This is a genomic window from Brevibacillus panacihumi W25 (genome assembly GCF_000503775.1).
GTDB classification, from domain to species: Bacteria; Bacillota; Bacilli; order Brevibacillales; family Brevibacillaceae; genus Brevibacillus; species Brevibacillus panacihumi_A.
Genome location: NZ_KI629782.1, coordinates 1,443,277 through 1,464,065 on the forward strand (window position 1 = coordinate 1,443,277; position 20,789 = coordinate 1,464,065).

A 20,789-nucleotide genomic window follows, 5' to 3' on the forward strand; every position below is an offset into this window, starting at 1 on the left:
TTTATTACAATTATCATCCATATATTTGTTTATATTCCAAAAATATACTCTCTTCTGTTTACTTTCCTAAAATTACCATATATAATACTTACTTGTTAAGGTTATTTAGGAAATATAAGGAGGCAAGCATTTCATGAGAATTAAAAGCATACCTATTACAATCATGTCTTTAGCAGCATTATTTTCATATTCGCCTCAAGTTTTGGCAGCACCTGACTTCTACTCGATAGGTGTTGCTGGCGAAGCTCAACAGCGAAGTAATTGGTGTTGGGCAGCTTCAGATGTTTCAATTCTGGATTACTTTGGGGAAACTGTTACCCAGCGCGAAGTCGTCATTGCTGTTAAAGGGAGTGTTGTAAATCAAGGCGGGACGGATGCAGAGGCACAAGATGGACTAGATAATTGGGGCGTAACCAGTACTAGAACAGCATCATCTTTATCGTTTTCATCAATTAAAAATGAAATATATGTCCACGAGCGACCAATTTACTCAGGATGGTCTTGGAATTCCGGCGGCGGACATGCTGTAGTCATTGATGGATATGATGAGGGATCAAAAAATTATGTAGAATATATGGACCCTTTGGATGGATCACATTACACAGAAACATATACATGGTTTAAGGGAGGATCCTCTTCTGATCATGTTTGGGATGGAACCTTGTACAAAATGAACTAAACGGAGGAGGTTTTTGATTATGAACAAAAAATCTTTATTTTCAAAAATAATTCCAGTTACATTGTTGATTTTGTCTCTATTGGTAGTTCCTGCTACTGGAGCTAAATCAGAGGTACCTGATGATGTTCAGAAAGCAGCAGAAGAAGGGATAGACTTATTTAAATCAAAGGTATCCCTAAAGCCGGAATTATACGGATATAAAGACGCTGATGAAGTTAAAGATGTTACTCTGGGTGAAGGTTATCAAATTCATTATGTCAACGGAGATAAATTAAAAGCAGATAAAAAGGGGAGTCTGCTTGATATATCGGAGGAATCCGACGTATGGCAGTTTACAGTAGATGATCTGAATGGTCAATCTAAATCATTCCTGACAATTGCCCTTGAAGACGGAGAGTATCAAGTAGTTCGATTTGGGGGTAACCCAGAAGTATACCAAGTCTCCGTCGAAAAGTTCAAAAAAGCCAAAAATAAAAAACCAAAACTTGTAAAGGCGGGTCCTACCTTCTATTTGGTCGATAAAAATAGCAAAGAGGAGCTTGTCCTACCTGTAGTTTCGATTAACAATCCACTTTTTCAAGGCACACTGTCTAACCAAGAATTTACATCATCTTCTAAAGTTGTTGATGTATTGAAGGAAATTCAGGAAAATAATCAAGGCACACGAGGCTATACAGTTAAATAATCGTTTTGATTTACAAAAATAAAAAGGAGCTTAAAGCTCCTTTATTTTTGTATTAGGGTTTCCGTCAACAAATTGTGGCTTTCAACGCTAAGGGAGATAACATCTCGTGTGTAATTGCCATACCTCTCCCCCTCCGTTTCTTACATGCGGGAGATGAGACGACCAAACCTTGAGAGCCGTGTCTATTTACTTGTCACAATGCTTCTGATCCGGCTGTCTATTAAAGCATTGAAAACCGATTTGATAAAAACCACTGTTACGTGACGTCCGAATCCTCATTATTCGGGCGATTATCGCTCTGGCAATTACTACGAAATGTACATACAGAGACGACAAATCGTCGACTCACAGCAGCTTGACGAGCGTTCTCTCTTCTGTTCGAGCTTCATCAAGCCCGGGCGCAACGGACCGCTTCCGGCTGCCCTTTTGCCACTTCCAGCCATCATCCTGGAATCAACTCCCGTACCGCAAAGTCCTCCCATCAAGCCAACACAGGCAGGATCAAATTCAATAAAAACAATCCGGCAATCACGTACAGCAGGGCTGGCACTTCCCGTCTTTTCCCCAAAGCCATCTTCAGCAGCGGATACGCAACGAAGCCGAACGCGATGCCATCCACAATGCTGTAAGACAAAGGAATGATCGCAATGATCAAAAACGCCGGGAAGCCCTCGCTGAAATCCTTCAGATTGATCTTCTCTACGTTTTGCAGCATCAGGGCCCCGATAATAATCAGTACAGGCGCGATCGCTCCGTCAGGAATCAGTTGAACCACCGGCAAGAGCCCAAGCGACAGCAGCAGTAAGGCTCCCGTCACCAGTGGCGCCATGCCTGTCCTCCCGCCTGCGGCAATCAGCGCAGCGCTCTCAGCGGTCGCGACCGTCGGGCTGGTTCCCATCACACCGGAGAGAGCAGCAGATACAGCGTTCGCTTGCAATGAGCGGCGAAATTTCTGGGGCTTTTCAATCATGGTGGTATAGCCGTGAATCAAGCCGATATTTTCAAACACGATCACCATCGCCAGTGAAAAAGTCGCGATCCAGAACGTCAGCTTTCCGATCCCGGCGAAGGAGAAGCCAGCGAATACCTCGCCGTACTCCGCCAGGGAAAACGAGCCTCCTGATCCCGGCTCCACTACCCCGAGCAGGATCCCCAGACCTGTCCCTGCCGCAATCCCGATTAGCAAATTGCCCGGAACATTGCGGACAAACAGGATCAGCGTAATAATCAACGTCACAATCGTCACGATTACAGCCGGGCTGGACAAGTCTCCCAACGCCACGATAGTTGTAGGATTGGTGACAATCAATCCGCCTTTTTGCAGCCCGATGAACGTCAGGAACAATCCGATCCCGACCGTTATGGCTTCCTTCAGCGAAGCCGGTATCGCATTGGAGATGAGCTGTGCTGCTCGTGTAAAGGCAGAGGCGCTAAAGATCAGACCCGAGACGAGAACAGCCGCCAGCGCCTCTTGCCAGCTGAGCCCCATCGAATGACATAACGTATAGGTAAAGAGCGCGTTAATCCCCATTCCAGGAACCAAAATAATTGGGGCATTGGCCCAGAATGCCATCAGGATCGCGCCCGCAAAGGCAGTCAGAACTGTTGCCAGAATCCCCGCAGCAAGCGGTATTCCAGCGTCCTCAAGAATCGATGCGTTTACGGCAATGATGTAGACAACGGTGATAAAGCCGACTCCTCCGGCCATGAGCTCCCGTCGAAACGTCGTGTCGCAAGCGCGTAAGTGAAAGACTTTTTCTAGCCACGTACGCACAGGTTGTTCCCTTCTTTCTTTTCCATATGAAGCTACGGAACTATGCTATCATAGCCTTATCAATATGAAAAATATCCGTTACATCTATCTTTCATATCATTTTCATATGGTTATTGGAAAGGAGAACTGCATCGTGGATATTCGCCAACTGCGCTATTTTATTGCCATCGCCGAGGAAGGACAGATCACGGCAGCCGCCAAGCGCTTGAACATGGCTCAACCGCCGCTCAGCCAACAGCTGAAGCAGATGGAGGAAGAACTGGGGACTCCTCTCGTGGAGCGCTCGGGAAAACGCATCGAGCTGACCGAAGCCGGCCACTCCTTGTACAAGCAGGCGGTCAACATCGTCCATCAGATGGAGGAAGCCATCGCGGAAGTGAAAGAGACAGGCGAAGGCATCCGCGGCACCCTCTCCATCGGTGTGAGCGCCCTGTCTGCCTATTTCCTGCCTGAACAAATCCGGCTGTTTCAGCAAAAATACCCGTTGATCACCTACAAGGTGTGGAAGGGGGATACCCAGCTTCTGACACAGTGGCTGGAGCGAAGAGTGATTGAGGTCGCTGTCGTCAGGCTGCCTCACTCCCTGCCGAACTGCACGACAATTCCCATGGAGGAAGAACCCTTTGTCTTGATCGTTCCGACCGCCTCCTCCTATGCAACGGCTGACCAGATCCACATGAGCGAAATCGCCGCGCTGCCCTTGATCATGCCGAGCACGCCGGGCTTGGGCATTTACGATCTGCTCGTCAAGGAGTTCGAGCGGCTGGGAGCAGCTCCGCACGTCATCTGCGAGTGCCCCGACATCTCCCTGACAGTCAATCTGGTGGCGGCACAAGTCGGCTGCTCCATCGTCCCGCGCTCGGCCTGGGAGACCCACCGCAGCGAACAGATACGCGGGATCGAGATTACCGGAACCTCAATTCAGTCCGCTGCCGCTGTCGTCTGGCAGTCGGGACGCCATTTGTCCAAGGCAGCCAAGCGCTTTATCGGGATGTTTTCGTAGACTACTCCCTCCGCTCCGAGCTCACTTCAATCCCGTTTCGCAGGAAGAGTGCGGCAGTGAGCCCTACACCCTGCACTTTTTTACCCGTAAAGGTGCCGTCGTAGATGAATGAGCTTCCACAGGAGGGACTGTTTTCTTTTAAAATGGCGGATGTCACACCGGCTGTCTGAGCGATTTTTAATGCTTGATGAGCGCCAGCCAAAAAAATATCGGTTACATCATTGCCCTGGTTGTCCACGATTTTGGCCCTTCCATCCAGGACATCAAAGCCATCGCCTCCGACAATCTCGGCTGGCGGGCGCGGGGGTGGCAGACCGCCCAGCTGCTCGGGACAAACAGGAATGGCTTTTCCCTGGCTCAGCAGCTGCTCTCCTAGATCCGTACGGCAGGATTTCTGATCGTAGCGGCATTCACAGCCGATCAAACAGGCACTAATCAATTTCATGTTGATCCTCCTTGTACAACAAAAGCAGGAGTCGCCCCCTGCTTCGTCGTCTTCTTCTATTTTACAGCCTGCGCAGCTTCACGCGCTGCACGCTGTGGTCTTGTCCCTTTTCGAGAATCAGACGCGCACGCACGCGAGTCGGCAGGATGTTTTTTCTCAGGTTGATTTCATTAATTTCCTTCCAGATGCCTGTCGCGACCTCGACCGCTTCCTCATCTGAAAGGCTTGCGTAGCGGCGGAAATACGACGCCGGATTGGAGAAGGCCGTCTGGCGCAGCACCTTGAACCGCTCCACGTACCATTGGAAAATATCCTGTTCCTTCGCATCCACATAGATGGAGAAATCGAAGAAATCAGACACGAACAGCTCTGACAGACTCTTATCCCTTGGGGGCTGCAAGACGTTCAATCCCTCTACAATCAAAATATCCGGCTGTCTTACCGTCTGCCACTGGTCCGGAACGATGTCATAGACCAGGTGAGAGTAGACAGGAGCGGATACTTCCGGCTCTCCTGATTTGATTTCCGATAAAAAATGCAGGAAGCGGCGCAAATCGTAGCTTTCGGGAAAGCCTTTGCGCTTCATGATCCCTCGCTCTTCCAACACGCGATTGGGATAGAGAAAACCGTCCGTCGTCACCAGCTCCACCTTGGGGTGGTTCGGCCAGCGGGAGAGCAGCGTTTGCAGAATCCGCGCCGTCGTGCTTTTTCCGACGGCTACACTTCCGGCAATTCCAATGATGAAAGGAACCTTGGCATCCTGAATTCCCAAAAACGTATGCGTACCCTGATGCAGCTCCTGTGTCGCCCCTACGTGCAGATTCAATAATCGGGAGAGTGGCAAATAAACTTCTGAGACCTCGTCCATCGAGATCTTCTCGTTGACGCCCTGTAAACAGGCCAGCTCATCATCCGATATGGTCAGCGGCGTAGAAGCTCGCAGAGACTTCCATTGCTCGCGGTTAAAGGTTACGTATGGTGATGCCATGAAAGTGTACATCCTTTCCATCTTGAAAGTGCTTTCCTCCGGTCACACAGCTAGTTTACACCAGTAGCCCCCGCTTGGGAATAATGTTGGTGCAATCCATTTTGGGCAATTTAGCTATTCCACGAAAAAAATCCCGCACAAGGTGATTATCATTGCAATTGAGCAACGCTTCAAGCCGGCCAAGATCTTAGGATCATTTGGTAAAATATTACTTGCGATCCGTGAAAAGATAGGTGTTGATAAATTTGAAACGGCATAACATTTTAAAAATTGCTTTGAACTGTATTCTTTTGACCGCTTGCTCTGCAAATGAAGAAGTGCCTGAAAAAGCCGCGATAGATGCCTTACAACTTGATGAAAAAACATTCGAAAAACTACGTGATATTACTCAGACTGCGAAAAAAGATTCTGAAGATAATGGTTATGAAGTAATAATGGTATCGCTTCCTCAGCCAGCAACAATTTATAAGGATGGAAAACCGCAGGGGGCATATTTAGTTAACGTAGCTTCAAAGTCGAAAAGTGAACAAAAGAAAGATATAACTTTGTTGTATTATTATTCAGTAGATAAAGAAATGATGGTGAGAATACCGTTGGGAGAGGTAGATGAAAGAATTTGAGAAAAATAAATACCATCCCAAAGGTATCGCATTTTGATGAAATACTCCTACTGTTTTAGAACAACCAAATGAAACCAATAGTTTGTCATTTGAGGTCAGCGCCCCGTATCGAAATAAGCTGTCGGCGGGAACAAGGATCTGATGAATATTTCGCAAAAGGTAAAAAAACATAAATTAGTCAATCAAATTGAGAGGAGCTGACCACGCCCGAATGACGGATCAGCTCCTCTTCCGTTACTGCCTATTTCCCCGCAAAAGCCTGCAGCATCCAGACATGCTTCTCCAGACTGCCGATCATCCCGGTCAGCATGTCTGCGGTAGCTTCGTCGTCCTCCGCCTCCGCTGCGGCAATTCCTTCATTCAGTTCTTTGATCAAGGTTTGGAAATCGCTAATCGTCGCCTGCACCATCTGTTCCGCAGACTCTCCGCCCGCTGCCTCCTTGATGGAGGACTGCTCCAGACAGGCCTTCATGGTCGAGACAGGTTTTCCTCCCTTGGCCAGCATACGCTCAGCCAGTTCATCCACATATTTCGCGGCTTCGTTGTACAGTTCTTCGTACTTGGCGTGCAGGGTGAAAAAGTTGGAGCCTTTCACATACCAGTGATAGTGGTGCAGCTTGATAAACAGCACAGACCAGTTCGCAACCTGCTTGTTCAAGACCTCGGTGACAGGACGGCTCATCGTGATGCTCATACTACGGCTCTCTTCCTTTCATGGAAAAATCTCATGGCGTCTGTAGTGTTCCCGCTGGGAGCCGCATCCTATTCGCGATCACGCTTTGCCGTCACCTTCTCTATCGCTGCTCATTCTCCTTCAGGTAAACCAGTGTATTTAAAGCCTGCATCGCAGCACCTACCGCCAGACTGCGTTCATCGAGATCAAAATTTGGATGATGGACCGGATAGACGCACCCCGTCTCTTCGTTTCGTACACCCAGGTGGAAAAAGGCACCGGGGACATTCTCGGCGAAGTAGGCAAAATCCTCTACCCCCATGTTGGGCAGTTCATTGATCCGCACATGCTGTTCGCCAAGCAGCTCCTCGCCGTTTCGTTTTACCAGATCCACCAATGCATCATGATTGATCAGGGACGTATAGCCTTCCTCATAGGTGACTTCCGCTTCGCCGCCGAGAGCGCGGGCAGTCAATGCGGCCACTTCTTGAATTCTTTCCTTCACCTGTTCACGCACGCTTGGCTCTAGCGTCCGGATCGTTCCGGTAAGCTTGACCTCCTGTGCCAGGATATTGTTCGCTGTGCCTCCGGAAATCATCCCGATCGTGATGACCGCCGCTCTGCGCGGATCGACGTTGCGGCTGACGATTGTCTGCAGGGCGGTGATGACATGCGCCGCGATGACGATGGCGTCGCGCCCGCTGTGCGGATAGGCGCCATGACCGTTTTCACCGCGTACGATGATGCTCAAATCATCAGAGGAGGCGTTCATCTGACCGTATTTGACTCCGATATGTCCCGCCGGAATCTCGCTTGATACATGCAAGCCAAAGACAGCATCCACTTTGGGATTCTCCAGCACGCCTTCCTTGATCATCGGCAAAGCGCCACCGACCGTCTCCTCTGCCGGTTGGAAAAAGAGCTTTACATTTCCCGCCAGCTCCGCTTTGTAATGGTTCAAGATGCGCGCAGCCCCGAGCAAACAGGTCATATGCGCGTCATGCCCGCAAGCGTGCATTTTTCCGGGGATTTTCGAGCGGTATTCCCGGTCCTCTGCTTCCAGGATCGGCAGCGCATCCATATCTCCGCGCAGGGCGACCGTCGCTCCCGGGCGTGCGCCCTGGATCAAACCGACGATGCCTGTACCTGCCGACTTGGTGTAGGGAATGCCCATTTCATCCAAGTATCGCATGACTTGCTCCTGTGTGCGGAATTCCTCCAGCCCGATCTCCGGATACTGGTGAAAATCCCGGCGCACCTCAATCAGCCACGGCAAAATCTCCTGTGCTTGCTGCCAAACCTGCTCTTTTCCTACTTGACTCATCTCGTTACACTCTCCTCTATGGTAAGTTTTCCGGCTGTGGCATCCAGCGTCGCTTCTACTCCAAACGGCAACGCCATGTTTACAGCGCCGTGTCCGATCTGAATGTTCCAAATCGTCGGCTTCTCGTAAGGAACGACAATATTTTGAACCACATCCCAGACCGAGAAGCCTTCCCGCTTTTTCGACTCGCAATTGGTCCAGGTCCCGAGAATCACTCCGGCGCAATCCTCGAACACACCTCCCAGAGCCAGTTGCGTCAGCATGCGGTCTACGCGGTACGGCTCCTCGTCAATTTCTTCGAGGAACAACAGCTTGCCGCGGGTGTCCAATTGGTAAGGCGTCCCCATCAAAGCGGCGACTAACGTCAGATTGCCGCCAACTACGGGACCGCTGGCACAGCCCTCCACCATGCAAACAATCTCTTCGCCTGGCGGATTGATCAGATCGCCCAAAGGTTCTGGCTCGGACAGCGCACGTATCAGATACGATTTGGACCAGTCGTCCAAGCCGTGGGCCAGATCAGAGGCTGCCATCGGTCCATGCAGGGTCGCCAGATTGGCGTTTTGCCCAAATACCGTATGTAAAGCCGTGATGTCGCTGTAGCCGACGAACAGCTTCGGATTTTGCGCGATGCAGTCGTAATCGAGCAACGGCAGGATTTGCGGCGCGCCGTATCCTCCGCGCAGACACAAAATTCCGTCAACTTCATCGTCAGCGAACATGGCATTCAGTCCATCCGCCCGCTGCTCGGGGGTACCTGCCAGATACCCCCCGTAGCTTTGCTTGCAGGTCTCCCCGACTTTTACCTTGTATCCCAGCGCCTCCACCTCGGCGATCGCCTTCGGCAACAGCTCCTGATCGACAGGGCTGGATGTCGCGATGATCCCGATGGTATCTCCTGCTCGCCATGCTCTTCCCTTGTTCATCTCTCTCATTCCCCTTTTTCCTCCAGATAGGCCCACTTCAGATCCATTTTGCTGAGCGGATCGATTCGCACTCCTTTTAGCTTATCACTTTGTACCCAGGCATTGACATCACTGAATATCCCCGTCAGCGGCATTTCTTCCATTAGCAAAGCCTCCGCATCCAGCAGGATTTGCTTGCGTTTTTCCTTGTCTGTCTCTACGTACGACTTGCGGATCAGTTCCGCATACACTGGATTGTGCCATCGCGTAATATTGGACGAGCTGTACTTCTCGACGAATTTTTGCAGGAAGTCGACCGGATCGTTGGTATCTGCCGTCCAGCTTGAGCGGGTGATCGCGAACTTGCCTCGCTCCTGATCGTCCAGAACGACTTTTGTCTCCTTGCTCTGCAGCTTTACCTCGACGCCCAGCACCTTTTTCCAGGTAGCCTGCAGGGTAAGCGCAATCGCTTTGTTGCGGTCGGAGATGTTGTACAAATAGGTAATCTCCGGTAGCTTGGCGATCCCCAGCTCTTTCATGCCTTCTTCCAGGAGCTTCTTCGCTTCCTCTGGCTGATTGTCGGCAAAAAATCCTTCCGGCCGCAAGCTGGCGGTGATCGGTGTAATGCCCATCAAGGGTGTTTGTCCCGCCTGTCCGATATGCCGGGCAATTTCCTGGCGGTTGATCGCGTAGGCGAACGATTTGCGAATCTTGGCGTTCGTAAACGGCTCCCGCTCCGTGTTGAAGCGGATGTAATACGAGGTCGCCTTGGGCTTTGTCCGCAGCTTGCCTTCCTTCATGAGCGGCTCGATCGCGTCAATCGGGAGCCCGCTGATCGGATTGCCGGCCCAATCAAGTTCGCCTTTGTCAAACATGGAAAGCTCGGTGCTGGCATCTGCGATCATGAAAATCTCCACCCGCTCCAGCTTGACCGCTTCCTGCTCCCAATACGAACTGTTTTTCACCAGCACGATTTTGTTTCTGTGTTCCCACTGATCCAACCGGAACGGACCATTGCTGACGAGGGTCTTCGGGTCCGTCGCCCACTGTGGATTGGCCTGCGCCACATCTTTATTCACCGCAGGAAGAAAGGAGACCATTGTCGGGAAAAAGGGAATCGGGCTTTCCAAAACAACCTGGAGGGTCTTGTCATCGAGAGCCTTCACGCCGACGTCTTCGCTTCGGGCTTTGCCTGCCGAAAAGGCTTGGGCGTTTTTGATGCTGTTGTAGTTGTAGGCAGCCGGGGAGCCTGTTTTCGGATCGAGCGCATGCTTCCAGGTATATTCGAAATCATGGGCCGTAACCGGGTCGCCGTTGGACCATTTGGCGTCCCTCAAGGTAAAGGTATAGGTCCGCTTGTCAGGTGACAGCTTCATGTCGGAGGCAAGAGACAGGACGGGATTTCCGTCTTCATCCAGACGAGTCAGGCTGTCGTAGAGCTGGCGGATCAAGGCACCCGAGACTGTATCCTCGGCGAATATCGGATTGAGCGTCGCCGGCTCCTCCATATTAAGCCGCAGGATTTGCTCCCGGGAATGAGAGGCTGCAGTGGGCTTTTCCTGTGCGATTGAGAGAGCTGGTTGCGAGGCGAAGGCACTCCCTGCGCTGCCAACGGCGGACAGTACGCTGCCTGCCAGCAGGAAGGCGCTTACATAAGAGAGAAGGAATTTTGTCACGACTTTGCTCGCACTCCTTTTAGTCTTGGTCAAATCAAGCTGCCAGTCTAAAAGAGTTCCTCTTCCTCCCGCCTTCTATTCAAGATCAGATGCCGATTGTTCTACCCCTTCCTGGGTGCGAGTACATAGCGATTCGTCGGCCTTCCTACTCCACCGTACATGACGGCAAGCTTTACATGCTCTGCCTTGACCAGGTAGTCGAGATACCGTCTGGCTGTTACCCGGGCGATTCCCACTCGCTCCGCCACTTCCTCTGCCGAAAGGGCTTCTGCCGTTGCGCCCAATTGTCGCACGATTTGTGCCAGTGTGACAGCATGAAGTCCTTTCGGCAGGCTATCCAACGCGATCGTTTGGTCTTTTGACTGTTCCGTCCATTTGCGAAACAACAGTTGATCCACTTCTGACTGCGATACCATGCCTTCCCGTCTTAGCTGACTCCGAAACTCCCGGTAGTTTTCCAATGCCTGTCGGATACGCTCAAATTGAAAGGGCTTGATTATAAAATCCATGGCACCATAACGAAGCATCGTCTGGATCGTCTGCTTGTCATTGGCCGCTGTTATGACGATCACATCCACCGTCTCCGTACCGGCGCGAAGCTGCGTCAAGGTCTTGATCCCGTCTTGCACGGGCATAAACACATCGATAACAACCAGATCAGGCTGAAGTTCGCGGACCATCTCCACCCCTTCCACGCCATTATTCGCCACCCCGACCACCCGGAAAGGAGAGACGCGCTCGATAAACGAGCGGTTGATTTCCTGGACCATCGGGTCGTCTTCAATGACTACTACACGAATAGATTCAAGATTCATGCATTCACCTCCTTCATTGGAAATGTGATCAGAAAGCTCGCACCTTCGCCAGGAGACGACGTGCAGACAAGTTCGCCTCCTCCTTTGTGAATCAGCTGATTGACGAGATGCAGGCCAAGTCCGAGATGCTCTCCATCCTTGGTGGAGTAGCCCCGCTCCAGCATGTTCCTGCGCGTCGTTTCATCCATGCCGATGCCATTGTCCTCCACCAATATGGAGCAGATTTCGTCATCCTGCTCGATACTGATTGTTACTTCCTTGTCCGTACGCGTAGAACTCTCCAGAGAGTCAAACGCATTTTCAATCAAGTTGCCCAGGATCAGCACGAAGTTGTGATGGTCCATCCACGGCGGGAAACGCTTCAAGCAGCTCATCCGGTCAATGACCACGCGTATGCCAAGCTCTTTGCCGCGGCTTACTTTCCCCATCAAGAGGCCGGCTACACTCTCGTCCTCGATCGCAGCCGTGACAAAGGAGGTCAGCTCTTCTTGCTGTTCGTTCACCTCCAAGAGATAAGCAAGGGCTTTTTCATTCTGGTTGAGCTGGAGCAGCCCGGCAATCGTATGAAGCTTGTTCATATGTTCATGATTTTGCACACGCAACGCGCTGACGAATTCTTTCACACCCGTCAGCTCTTCGGCGATCCGGGAAACCTCGGTCCGGTCCTGAAAAATGGCGAGGGCCCCCACTATTTTTTCGTCTACCCGGATCAAAAAGCGATTGGACCACAGCAGGGCATTCCCGACATGAATTTCCGTATTCAGGAAATTTTCACGCAACTCCAGCACCTCGGGCAGGCGGGTATCGTGCAAAACAGAGCGGATCGGTTTGCCCAATACCTCTCCCTCAATCCCAAAGATTTTTTTGGCCCTGTCGTTGAAAATGGTGATTCTCTCCTGCGTGTCGATCGCAATGACGCCTTCATGCATGGCGTGAAAGGTAGCTGTGCGCTCCACCAGAATCCGCGCTATTTCCTCCGGCTCCAGATCAAGCATCTGTTTTTTCATATGGCGTGCCAGCAAGTAGGAGCCCCATACTCCGAAAAGAAGCGACAACAGGAAGGTCGCCGCGATATTATGCTTCTCCTCCTGCACAATCTCCCAGACACTCGGCATCACTCTTCCGACGACTACGACGCCCACCTGCTGATGCAGCCCGTCCATGATCGGTACATACGCGCGCAGGGCGGTGCCTAACTCCCCCCTTACCTTATGCAGATAGGAATGCTCTGCAAAGGCTGCTTCGACCCCTTTATCCTGGAATACTGTTCCGATGCGCTTGTCCAGGGGATCCGAGTAGCGCACGCGATCCTTGTTTAAAACGACGATATACGTTACATCATTGACAATTCTCATTCTGTGAACCGACTCGCTGATCGCTACCCACCCGTTCGGCTCCTGGACCCCCTGCTGAACCAATGGAATCTCCGCCACTGTCCGGGCTATCGTCATCAGCCGTTGTCCAAGCTGCGTTTCCGTCATGCGAATAATACCGCCCACCATGATCAGACTGCTGATGATGAGAGAAAACAGGACAATCCCAATGGAGAGCAGGGTGATCTTCCACTTTATTTTCAGATGTTTGAACAAAAAGCTCTTCCTTTCCGCGAGTGTTGCCTGCTACCATATATTTTGTTACAGCTTGTCCGGCAAATCAACGCAAGATCATGGAGGTGATCGACGATGAAGTCCTGGATCAGCATTTCCCTGATCATCCTGCTTGGACTGGCGAGCGCTCTGCTCATCGGTTTCGGCCCTGATTATTTTTCCATCGGGGAATCGGATATGGATGGGGAACAGGAAGGGCTCTCAGAACAAATTATCATTAAATTCAGTCATGTCGTAGCAGAGTACACGCCAAAAGGTCTGGCGGTGGATCGCTTTGCGCAGCTGGTGAAGGAAAAAACGAACGGCAAGGTGGAAGTCCAGGTTTTTCCCAATAGCATCCTGCATTCCGAGCAAACCGAGATTCCTGCCTTGATCAGCGGCGAGATCCAGATGATCGCCCCCGCATACTCCCACCTCTCCGGCACGATTCCGCAGTGGTCCGTCCTGGAGCTGCCCTATGTCTTTCTCAATTATCAAGAAGTGGAGACCGCCTTTCAGGGAAAGATCGGAGAAATCCTCTTTTCAACCTTGGAAAAGTCCGGCATGAAGGGGCTGGCCTTCTGGAGCAGCGGTTTCAAGCAGGTGACAGCGAATCAGCCACTCATCCTGCCGACGGATTTTCAGGGGCAACGCATCCGCATTATTCCCAGCAAGGTGCTGGACACCCATTACCGGACTCTCGGGGCGATTCCCGTCGGTTCTTCGTTCGGCGACCTCTACAGCTTGCTGGCCACTGGCAAGGTAGATGGCGAGGAGAACACCATCTCCAATCTGTATACCAAACGCCTGTACGAAGTCCAAAAGCATCTGACGGTCAGCAACCACAATTTTTTGGGATATGCGGTGATCGTAAACGAACCGTTTTGGAAGGAGCTTCCTGACGACCTGAAGCAGGCCATCGAAGAAGCGCTGCAGGAAGCGACGGCCTTCAACAATCAACTGTCTGTGGAAATGAATGCGCAGCAGTTGGACGAGGTGCTCACGAAGGAATTGATGCAAACGCACATCCAGACGGAGGAGGAGCGGGCGGCTTGGCGTCAGGCGTTGCAGCCAGTCTATGACTCGTTTGCCCCTCAAATCGGCCCTGAGCTGATGCAGGAAATCGAGAAGCTTCACCTTGCGAGGTGAAGCTTCTTCGTCATTCCCTGTTTTTGGGAAGGATCAGCGTGAATGTAGACCCATGCTCATCACTTTTCGTCAAAATGAGGTCTCCTCCCAAGGCTCTCGCCATGATTCTGGAAAACGACAGCCCCAGACCCAATCCACGGACCTTGTCCTTTTTATTGCTGCCCCGGAAAAATCGCTCGAAAATTAAGGGTTGTTCGTTTTCTGGGATGCCCTTGCCATTGTCCGTCACATCTAAGCGCAGATCACCCTCCGTCTCATAGAGACGCAGCTCGATCCTGCCATCCGCATCGATCGCTTGCCGCGCGTTGTTCAGCAGATTGATCAGGATCTGCTGCACCCGCCCAGGATCGACAGGCACGACCCACTGCTGCTCCGGAATAGTCGCATGGAGTCTAAGGATTTCAGCATCCTGTCCGATCTGCCACTGGGAGGCAATCTCGTAAATGAGTTTGTTCACATTTTGCAACTCTCGGTTGACCGTGATTTCGCCGACAGCAAAAGAGTTGAAATCGAGCAAATCCTCCACCATTTTCTCCAGGCGCTTGGTCTCTCGCAGACAGATCACCAAAAACTCCCGCTCTTCTTCTCCTGAGACCACCTTGTCATTGATCGCCTGAATCAAGCCGCTGATAGAAGTGACCGGAGTCTTCAATTCATGCGTGACGCCAGCCAAAAGCTCCGTGCGCATGCTCTCCAATTGCCTCAGCCGATCCGCCATCTCCTTGAACGTCGAGACCAGCTCGTGAATTTCCTTTTCCTTGATCTGCTTGGTGATCGTTACCTCGTAATCGCCCTCCACGATTCGCTTCGCGGCCGCGACTACATCCTCGATCGGCTTGGCAAGTTTGCGGGAGTGAAAATAGATCACGGCCCAGCCCAACACGCCCAAGCTGCCCAGCATGATAACCAGGTATTGAAGCTGTTCCGGACTGACGCGAACATCCGTCTCCGGGAACAACAACAGGATTGTCCCGAGCTTTTCGCGGTCATTGTCCAGATCTTTTTTTACGACATAGAGAGTATCACCCTGAAACGACTTGACCTTGCTGGATTGTTCCGCGATCAGAAGCAAGCGGGGGACATCCTCCTGAAAGGAAGAAGGCAAGCCCGATTTGCTGTAGATGATCCGTCCGTGCACATCCTTGATGAACAGCAGCAGATTGCGGTCTACGCCCATAAATCGGCGCCTGTTTTCCAATATCTGGTGCAAGGTTTCGCCGACATACAGCTTACCTTCATTGTCCACGACCCGATCCGCTACTTCTTCTACGAATAAACTGGTGACTTCGAGCTGCTTCTCCGTGGCAGCCTCCTTGATCCAAATCGCGGAGACAATGCCAATAATAAGTAAGCCTACACAGAGTGTGAGCAGATACCGGGTCGTCCAATAGCGCAAAAGAGAGGTTGGTTTATGATTTATCAAATACACTGAACTGATACCCCACCCCTCTGAGCGTTTTGATTTCCCCCTCGGAGGCAGGCCAGTTTTGCAAGGTTTTGCGAATCCGTTTGATAGCCAGGTCTACAGCCCGATCACTTCCCTCATAGTCCATCCCCCACAGATGCTCGATCAATTGCTCGCGGGAAAATGTCCGGTTGGGATTTTGCGCCAGGAACAGCAGCAATGACAAATCTTTCGGATGAAACTGCAAATCGATGCCATGCAGGGTCACGCTATGCGATTTGAAATTGATTTTGAGACCGCCAAAAAAGCGCGTCTCCTGATCCTTGACAAGAATCGCGGAACGGCGCAGGACGGCGTTTACCCGCGCTACGACCTCCTCGGCCACAAACGGCTTGGTAATGTAGTCGTCCGCTCCCTGATTGAATCCCTTCAATTTCTGATCGGTTTGTCCCAAGGCCGTCATCATGATGACAGGACAGGCACTTCTTTCCCTTATGTACTTCAGGACTTCCCAACCGTTCATTTCCGGAAGCATGACATCCAGCAGGACGAGATCCGGTTTTTGTTCTTCAAAAAGGCGAACGGCGTCATTGCCGTTTTCAGCTTGCCAAACCTGATAGTCTTCTTTTTGCAGATACGCTTTCAGCACGCGGGAGATAACCAACTCATCTTCCACCAATAGAATTTGTTTCATGAAAAGCCGCTCCTGATTTCAAAGACATAATAGATGGTTTCCTCACATCTCTTCCAGTCTACCTCTTTTTTCTTTATATTGGGATTCCTTCATTATGGAAATAGGAAAAAAGCCTTGCTTTTTCTCGGTGTGAGAGAAGCAAGGCTTGGTGTTGGTATTTAGAGAATATTAGTATTTGCTGAAGTTAAGATCATCATCATACTCGGCATCGAATTCATACAGCCTTTCATCTTCATCACTGTCGATGATGTAGCCTGTGATGTCCGCTTCAAACTCTTCCCAGATCTCATCGATGATGTCTTGGACAAATGCTTTCAGTTCGCTCTTCGTCAGTTCATCATAATCATCGCCGTATTCGTCCAGATCGATTTCGATTTCTACTTCGATCTCATCTTCGTCGTCGCCGTCCAGTGTGATAACCCATTCAAGACCTTCCCAATCCTCAAACTCATCATTTAAATAGTCTTCCAAGTCTGCCAGATCGTCATCGAAATCGTCATCTTTGCTGCTCTTTTTGTTCAATTTACTTTCCAGATTATCGATTTCATCATTCAACGAAGTGATTTGATTTTTCAATCTTGCAATTTCCGCGTCTTTGATTGCAAGTTGTGATTGTACGCTCGCATCAGGCTTATCGATAACGTTGATCGTATAGGTTTTTCCATCCCAAGTGACGTCCTTTTTGAATACGTCAGCCATCATGCGCAAGGGGATGTACGTGGTGCCATTGACGATGAATGGCTCAATAGGTGTGGAAATTTGATAGCCGTTATTCAATACTTTGATATTGTTGTATTTTGCTTGCAGATTCTTGGTCGCTACCTCTGCGCTCGCTCCAGATGGAATCAGCGTTGTCGCCAGAAGCAAACCAGCAGCCGCTGTAGCGAGATAATGTTTCTTAAACATAACAAACTCCTCCATTTCTCCCGATGTTTTTCTGACGCGATGCTATGTACATCATCTACATTACAGATTGAACATGTCGAGAGGATGTCAAATCGCAATTCTCTTTGATGTAGAAAAAGACCAAAAAGACCAAAACAAACAATATGACCATATTATTCAAATCACTCCTGCCATTCCTTACAATGCAAGAAAATAAAAAAGCGCTTTCACAACAACAAAAGAAAGGAAGAATGGCATGAGAATCAATTTTCGAAATCTGACTGTACAAGTCGTTATCGCTATCATCATCGGTATTCTTGTCGGGCATTACGCGCCTGCGTTCGGGGCACAGCTCAAGGTGCTGGCTGATGTTTTCATCAAGCTGATCAAAATGGTGATCCCTCCTATCATTTTCTTTACGGTGGTAAACGGAATTGCCAGTATGGGAGACATGAAAAAGGTCGGCAAGATCGGCGGAAAGGCTTTGCTTTATTTTGAAATCGTTACCACCATTGCGCTGGCCATCGGTCTTTTGGTCGTCAATCTGATCAAGCCAGGAGTTGGTTTTGACAAATCCGGCTTGGAAGGCGATGTTTCGAACTACACCAAGGCAGCCGCTGAAAGCCAAGGCGTCATCGACTTTTTGATGGGGATCATTCCGGAAAACGTAGTCGGAGCGATGGCTGGCGGAGACCTGCTCCCCATTTTGTTCTTTGCTGTACTCTTCGGTATTTCTCTGGCAGCCATGGGCTCAAAAGCGAAACCGGTTATTGATTTGTTCGATAAGCTTTCTCACGGATTCTTCGGCGTCGTCAACATGATCATGAAAGTGTCTCCGATCGCAGCTTTCGGGGCCATGTCGTATACGATCGGAAAATTCGGCCTCGGCTCCTTGACCAAGCTGGGCCTTCTGATGTCAGCCGTCTATATCACCATGTTTCTGTTTATCGTTCTCATTTTGGGTGCAATCGCTCGCTACTACCAGTTCAACATTTTTACGTTCATCAAATACATCCGTGAAGAGGTTTTGCTGGTACTGGGCACCTCCTCTTCCGAATCAGCCCTGCCGCGCATGATGGATCGTCTCGAAAAGTACGGCTGTTCCAAATCGGTTGTCGGACTGGTCATTCCGACCGGGTATTCCTTCAATCTGGACGGCACCTCCATCTACCTGTCGATGGCTGCCCTTTTCATCGCGCAAGCCTACGGTGTCGACCTGAGCGTCTGGGAGCAGTTGACGCTTCTCGGAATTTTGATGATTACCTCCAAAGGAGCTGCGGGTGTGACCGGTTCCGGTTTTATTACCTTGGCCGCAACCCTGGCTGCCTTCCCGATGATTCCGGTCGAAGGGATGGCACTGCTGCTTGGGGTGGACCGTTTCATGTCTGAGGCTCGCGCGATCACCAACCTGATCGGAAATGGAGTCGCAACCGTCGTGATCGCCAAGACAGAAGGCGAATTCAATCCAAACCCCGTGCAGGAGGAGAATTCCTCCGCACCTATGACAGCGTAAAAATTGGCTCTAGCTGAACAGAAAGAGGATCTTGATCGTCAGAAAAGTGACGAGAGATCCTCTTTTTCAACCCATGCTATAATCAATTGAGACTCCCACCCCTACAGGGGCAAGCTGACACCTTTAGTATCAGTGGGATTCTTGGGTGGTAGTCGGTAGTGCATTTCTGCTAACCGTAGTTCCCCCAGGTTCAGGGCTGTCTTATCAGCCCGTCCTAAGACAGTGCGTATAGCATCTTAGGCTGGCAGACTGTTACCATCTGCCACAGGTTGGCGCATGATATTGATGGCTCCAACCCGATCACGATGAGTGTTGAATCCACATGAACATTCGTACTTTCTGTCTCTTGCTTGGTTTCTCTCCCCGCAGACAGGACATGATTGAGAAGTGTAGGCAGGATTAACCTCCACAACCTTTATGCAGACAAGGCTTGCTTTGTGGGAGATGAATTGTTGAAGCTGATAGAAAGTCCAACGATGCAGATTCTTTGCGTTTTTACGGCTTGTTCTTGCCGACTTCTTTCATCCCACGATTTAAACCATGGGCTTTCAGTCGGCAATTACTGTAAAATTTGTTCTGGAGGGTTCTATATGGCTCACTACGCCTTACGCCCAGAAAAGCTGCCAGGCAAGGAGGTATAGCCGCAAATTGCTGACAACAGAAGGAACGTTTGAAGGGGTGCGCGGCGCAGAATTATACTACCGCAGCCTCTGCCGAGCGACATCCCCCAAAGCGGCGGTGATTGTCGTGCATGGATTCGGCGACCACAGCGGCAGGATGGACAGGATCAGCCAGCATTTGGCCGAGCACCAATACGCCGCCTATTCATTTGACCTGCGCGGCCATGGCAGAAGCAGCGGCACGCGGGGATATGTGCGCCGCTGGGACGAGTATCGCGGGGATTTGCACGCTTTTCACCAAATGGTCGGCAGTTTGCATCCTGAATTGCCGCTTTTCTTGCTTGGACATAGTCTTGGCGGTCTGATCTGCCTCGACTATTGCTTGCATAATGAGACGGGAATTGCCGGACTTGCCGCCATCGCACCCGCTTTTTCCTACACCATCAGACCCATGGAAAAATGGCTCATTTTCCTGATGAGCTATCTCAAGCCGGATTACACCGTCGAAAAATCCCTCCATTCGCGAAATGCGAGAGAACCCAATCGAAACGGCTGGACGAAGGGCGATCCGCTACGTCACCAGACCGTCACGCCAGGCTTGGGTCGCGGGATCATCACGGCACAAAGACTGCTGCAAAAGCGTTCGCCTGCTCTGCGGGTACCGTTTTTGCTGCAATACGGTACAGACGACAGCCTGACCCCGCCGGAAAAGCTGCGCCAGTTCTTTGAATCTGTCGGCTCCCGCGACAAGCAGCAAATCGCCTATGAGCATATGCGTCATCGCCCTTTTGACGAGGAGGGGAATTCGCTCTTTCTCGCAGACCTCTTGCATTGGCTGGACTGCCGATGTGCTTCCACCAGCGGTCAACACTGGAAATAAGAATCATTATCAGTTACACTGGTCTCAGGAAGATATTTTGTGAGAATGGGAGCGGGTCACATGTTCGTTCAAATGCGAAAAATCACAGTAAAGGAAGGCTTCTCGGACCAAGTGGTCAATCGCTTCAGCGGCGAAGGCTTGATCGAAAAGCAAGAAGGCTTTATCGATTCTACCGTCATGGTCAAGAAGGTTCCGCGCGGAGAGGAAGAAGTCATCGTCCAGGTGCGTTGGGAATCTGAGGCGCATTGGAAGCAATGGGAGAAAAGCGATGCGCATATTGCTGGGCATAAAGCCAATCTTGGCAAGCCGAAGCCCGAGTATCTGCTCAACTCCGAAGGCGGCGTCTACTACGTGAAGTCCGTGAAACAGGCCGCTGCTGAATAAAAATCAGATCGCATGACATGCCCAAAAACGTGCAAGCCTCGTACCTGTCAGGTGCCTGGTTTGCACGTTTTTTTGATATTCGCTTG

The 20,789-nt window shown here is 50.7% G+C and carries 20 protein-coding genes and 1 pseudogene; 8 read left to right on the forward strand and 13 right to left on the reverse strand.

All coding sequences use genetic code 11. The features are described 5' to 3' along the window. The first annotated feature begins 133 nt into the window (after nucleotides 1–133). Nucleotides 134–679 (forward strand): papain-like cysteine protease family protein, encoded by a 546-nt coding sequence (locus T458_RS0128560; protein ID WP_023555920.1) that lies wholly within the window; start codon nucleotides 134–136, stop codon nucleotides 677–679. Nucleotides 680–698: 19 nt separating this feature from the next. Then, nucleotides 699–1,364, forward strand: a complete 666-nt coding sequence (locus T458_RS36235; protein ID WP_023555921.1) for a hypothetical protein — start codon at nucleotides 699–701, stop codon at nucleotides 1,362–1,364. A 481-nt stretch (nucleotides 1,365–1,845) separates the two neighbouring features. Here T458_RS36235 and T458_RS36240 read toward each other — a convergent pair whose 3' ends face one another. Beyond that, on the reverse strand, nucleotides 1,846–3,138 hold the full coding sequence (locus tag T458_RS36240; protein WP_023555922.1) for an NCS2 family permease: 1,293 nt from the start codon (nucleotides 3,136–3,138) through the stop codon (nucleotides 1,846–1,848). Between the two features lie 133 nt (nucleotides 3,139–3,271). On the opposite strand from T458_RS36240, the gene T458_RS36245 reads away from it, so the two are divergent. Continuing rightward, nucleotides 3,272–4,141, forward strand: coding sequence for a LysR family transcriptional regulator (locus T458_RS36245; RefSeq protein ID WP_023555923.1), 870 nt, complete (start codon nucleotides 3,272–3,274; stop codon nucleotides 4,139–4,141). A 1-nt stretch (nucleotide 4,142) separates the two neighbouring features. On the opposite strand, the gene T458_RS36250 is transcribed toward T458_RS36245, so the two are convergent. Both T458_RS36250 and coaA read right to left on the reverse strand, forming a co-directional pair. After that, nucleotides 4,143–4,586, reverse strand: a complete 444-nt coding sequence (locus T458_RS36250) for a 2-thiouracil desulfurase family protein (protein ID WP_023555924.1) — start codon at nucleotides 4,584–4,586, stop codon at nucleotides 4,143–4,145. 61 nt (nucleotides 4,587–4,647) lie between these two features. Further along, nucleotides 4,648–5,574, reverse strand: coding sequence for a type I pantothenate kinase (gene coaA, locus T458_RS36255; RefSeq protein WP_023555925.1), 927 nt, complete (start codon nucleotides 5,572–5,574; stop codon nucleotides 4,648–4,650). A gap of 245 nt (nucleotides 5,575–5,819) precedes the next feature. Between coaA and T458_RS36260 the strand changes: the two genes are divergently transcribed. Beyond that, a complete protein-coding gene (locus tag T458_RS36260) occupies nucleotides 5,820–6,194 on the forward strand; it encodes a hypothetical protein (protein ID WP_023555926.1) in 375 nt (124 codons plus the stop codon). Between the two features lie 241 nt (nucleotides 6,195–6,435). Here T458_RS36260 and T458_RS36265 read toward each other — a convergent pair whose 3' ends face one another. The 6 genes from T458_RS36265 to T458_RS36290 form a co-directional block, all read right to left on the reverse strand. Next, the gene (locus T458_RS36265; RefSeq protein ID WP_023555927.1) at nucleotides 6,436–6,888 is read right to left on the reverse strand and encodes a Dps family protein; all 453 of its coding nucleotides are present in this window, start codon (nucleotides 6,886–6,888) and stop codon (nucleotides 6,436–6,438) included. A gap of 100 nt (nucleotides 6,889–6,988) precedes the next feature. Next, a complete protein-coding gene (locus tag T458_RS36270) occupies nucleotides 6,989–8,191 on the reverse strand; it encodes a M20 metallopeptidase family protein (protein ID WP_023555928.1) in 1,203 nt (400 codons plus the stop codon). Beyond that, the gene (locus T458_RS36275) at nucleotides 8,188–9,117 is read right to left on the reverse strand and encodes a S66 peptidase family protein (protein ID WP_031305515.1); all 930 of its coding nucleotides are present in this window, start codon (nucleotides 9,115–9,117) and stop codon (nucleotides 8,188–8,190) included. Before T458_RS36275 ends, T458_RS36270 begins: the two co-directional genes overlap by 4 nt. Nucleotides 9,118–9,122: 5 nt before the next feature. Further along, nucleotides 9,123–10,772: a peptide ABC transporter substrate-binding protein gene (locus T458_RS36280; protein ID WP_023555930.1), complete on the reverse strand. Its 1,650-nt coding sequence runs from the start codon at nucleotides 10,770–10,772 to the stop codon at nucleotides 9,123–9,125. Nucleotides 10,773–10,873: 101 nt separating this feature from the next. Next, nucleotides 10,874–11,587: a response regulator gene (locus T458_RS36285; protein WP_023555931.1), complete on the reverse strand. Its 714-nt coding sequence runs from the start codon at nucleotides 11,585–11,587 to the stop codon at nucleotides 10,874–10,876. Beyond that, a complete protein-coding gene (locus T458_RS36290) occupies nucleotides 11,584–13,176 on the reverse strand; it encodes an ATP-binding protein (RefSeq protein ID WP_023555932.1) in 1,593 nt (530 codons plus the stop codon). Before T458_RS36290 ends, T458_RS36285 begins: the two co-directional genes overlap by 4 nt. Nucleotides 13,177–13,269: 93 nt before the next feature. On the opposite strand from T458_RS36290, the gene T458_RS36295 reads away from it, so the two are divergent. Beyond that, nucleotides 13,270–14,322, forward strand: coding sequence for a DctP family TRAP transporter solute-binding subunit (locus tag T458_RS36295; protein WP_023555933.1), 1,053 nt, complete (start codon nucleotides 13,270–13,272; stop codon nucleotides 14,320–14,322). Between the two features lie 10 nt (nucleotides 14,323–14,332). On the opposite strand, the gene T458_RS36300 is transcribed toward T458_RS36295, so the two are convergent. From T458_RS36300 to T458_RS36310, 3 genes are all read right to left on the reverse strand, one after another. Continuing rightward, nucleotides 14,333–15,751, reverse strand: a complete 1,419-nt coding sequence (locus T458_RS36300) for a HAMP domain-containing sensor histidine kinase (RefSeq protein ID WP_023555934.1) — start codon at nucleotides 15,749–15,751, stop codon at nucleotides 14,333–14,335. Further along, nucleotides 15,732–16,421 (reverse strand): response regulator transcription factor, encoded by a 690-nt coding sequence (locus T458_RS36305; RefSeq protein WP_023555935.1) that lies wholly within the window; start codon nucleotides 16,419–16,421, stop codon nucleotides 15,732–15,734. Before T458_RS36305 ends, T458_RS36300 begins: the two co-directional genes overlap by 20 nt. A gap of 168 nt (nucleotides 16,422–16,589) precedes the next feature. Then, nucleotides 16,590–17,327 carry a copper amine oxidase N-terminal domain-containing protein gene (locus T458_RS36310; RefSeq protein ID WP_023555936.1) on the reverse strand — a complete coding sequence of 246 codons (738 nt, stop codon included), beginning with the start codon at nucleotides 17,325–17,327 and terminating at the stop codon, nucleotides 16,590–16,592. 235 nt (nucleotides 17,328–17,562) lie between these two features. Here T458_RS36310 and T458_RS36315 point away from each other — a divergent pair, with 235 nt between their 5' ends. Then, nucleotides 17,563–18,819, forward strand: a complete 1,257-nt coding sequence (locus tag T458_RS36315) for a dicarboxylate/amino acid:cation symporter (protein ID WP_023555938.1) — start codon at nucleotides 17,563–17,565, stop codon at nucleotides 18,817–18,819. Between the two features lie 236 nt (nucleotides 18,820–19,055). Here the strand turns inward: T458_RS36315 and T458_RS56400 are convergent. Beyond that, nucleotides 19,056–19,340 (reverse strand): annotated as a pseudogene (locus T458_RS56400) (zinc ribbon domain-containing protein); the annotation flags it as partial. Nucleotides 19,341–19,467: 127 nt separating this feature from the next. Here T458_RS56400 and T458_RS55990 point away from each other — a divergent pair. Further along, nucleotides 19,468–20,319 carry an alpha/beta hydrolase gene (locus T458_RS55990; protein WP_023555939.1) on the forward strand — a complete coding sequence of 284 codons (852 nt, stop codon included), beginning with the start codon at nucleotides 19,468–19,470 and terminating at the stop codon, nucleotides 20,317–20,319. Between the two features lie 60 nt (nucleotides 20,320–20,379). Continuing rightward, complete coding sequence (locus tag T458_RS36320; protein WP_023555940.1) at nucleotides 20,380–20,703, forward strand: antibiotic biosynthesis monooxygenase family protein; 324 nt, start codon at nucleotides 20,380–20,382, stop codon at nucleotides 20,701–20,703. Nucleotides 20,704–20,789 lie beyond the last annotated feature (86 nt).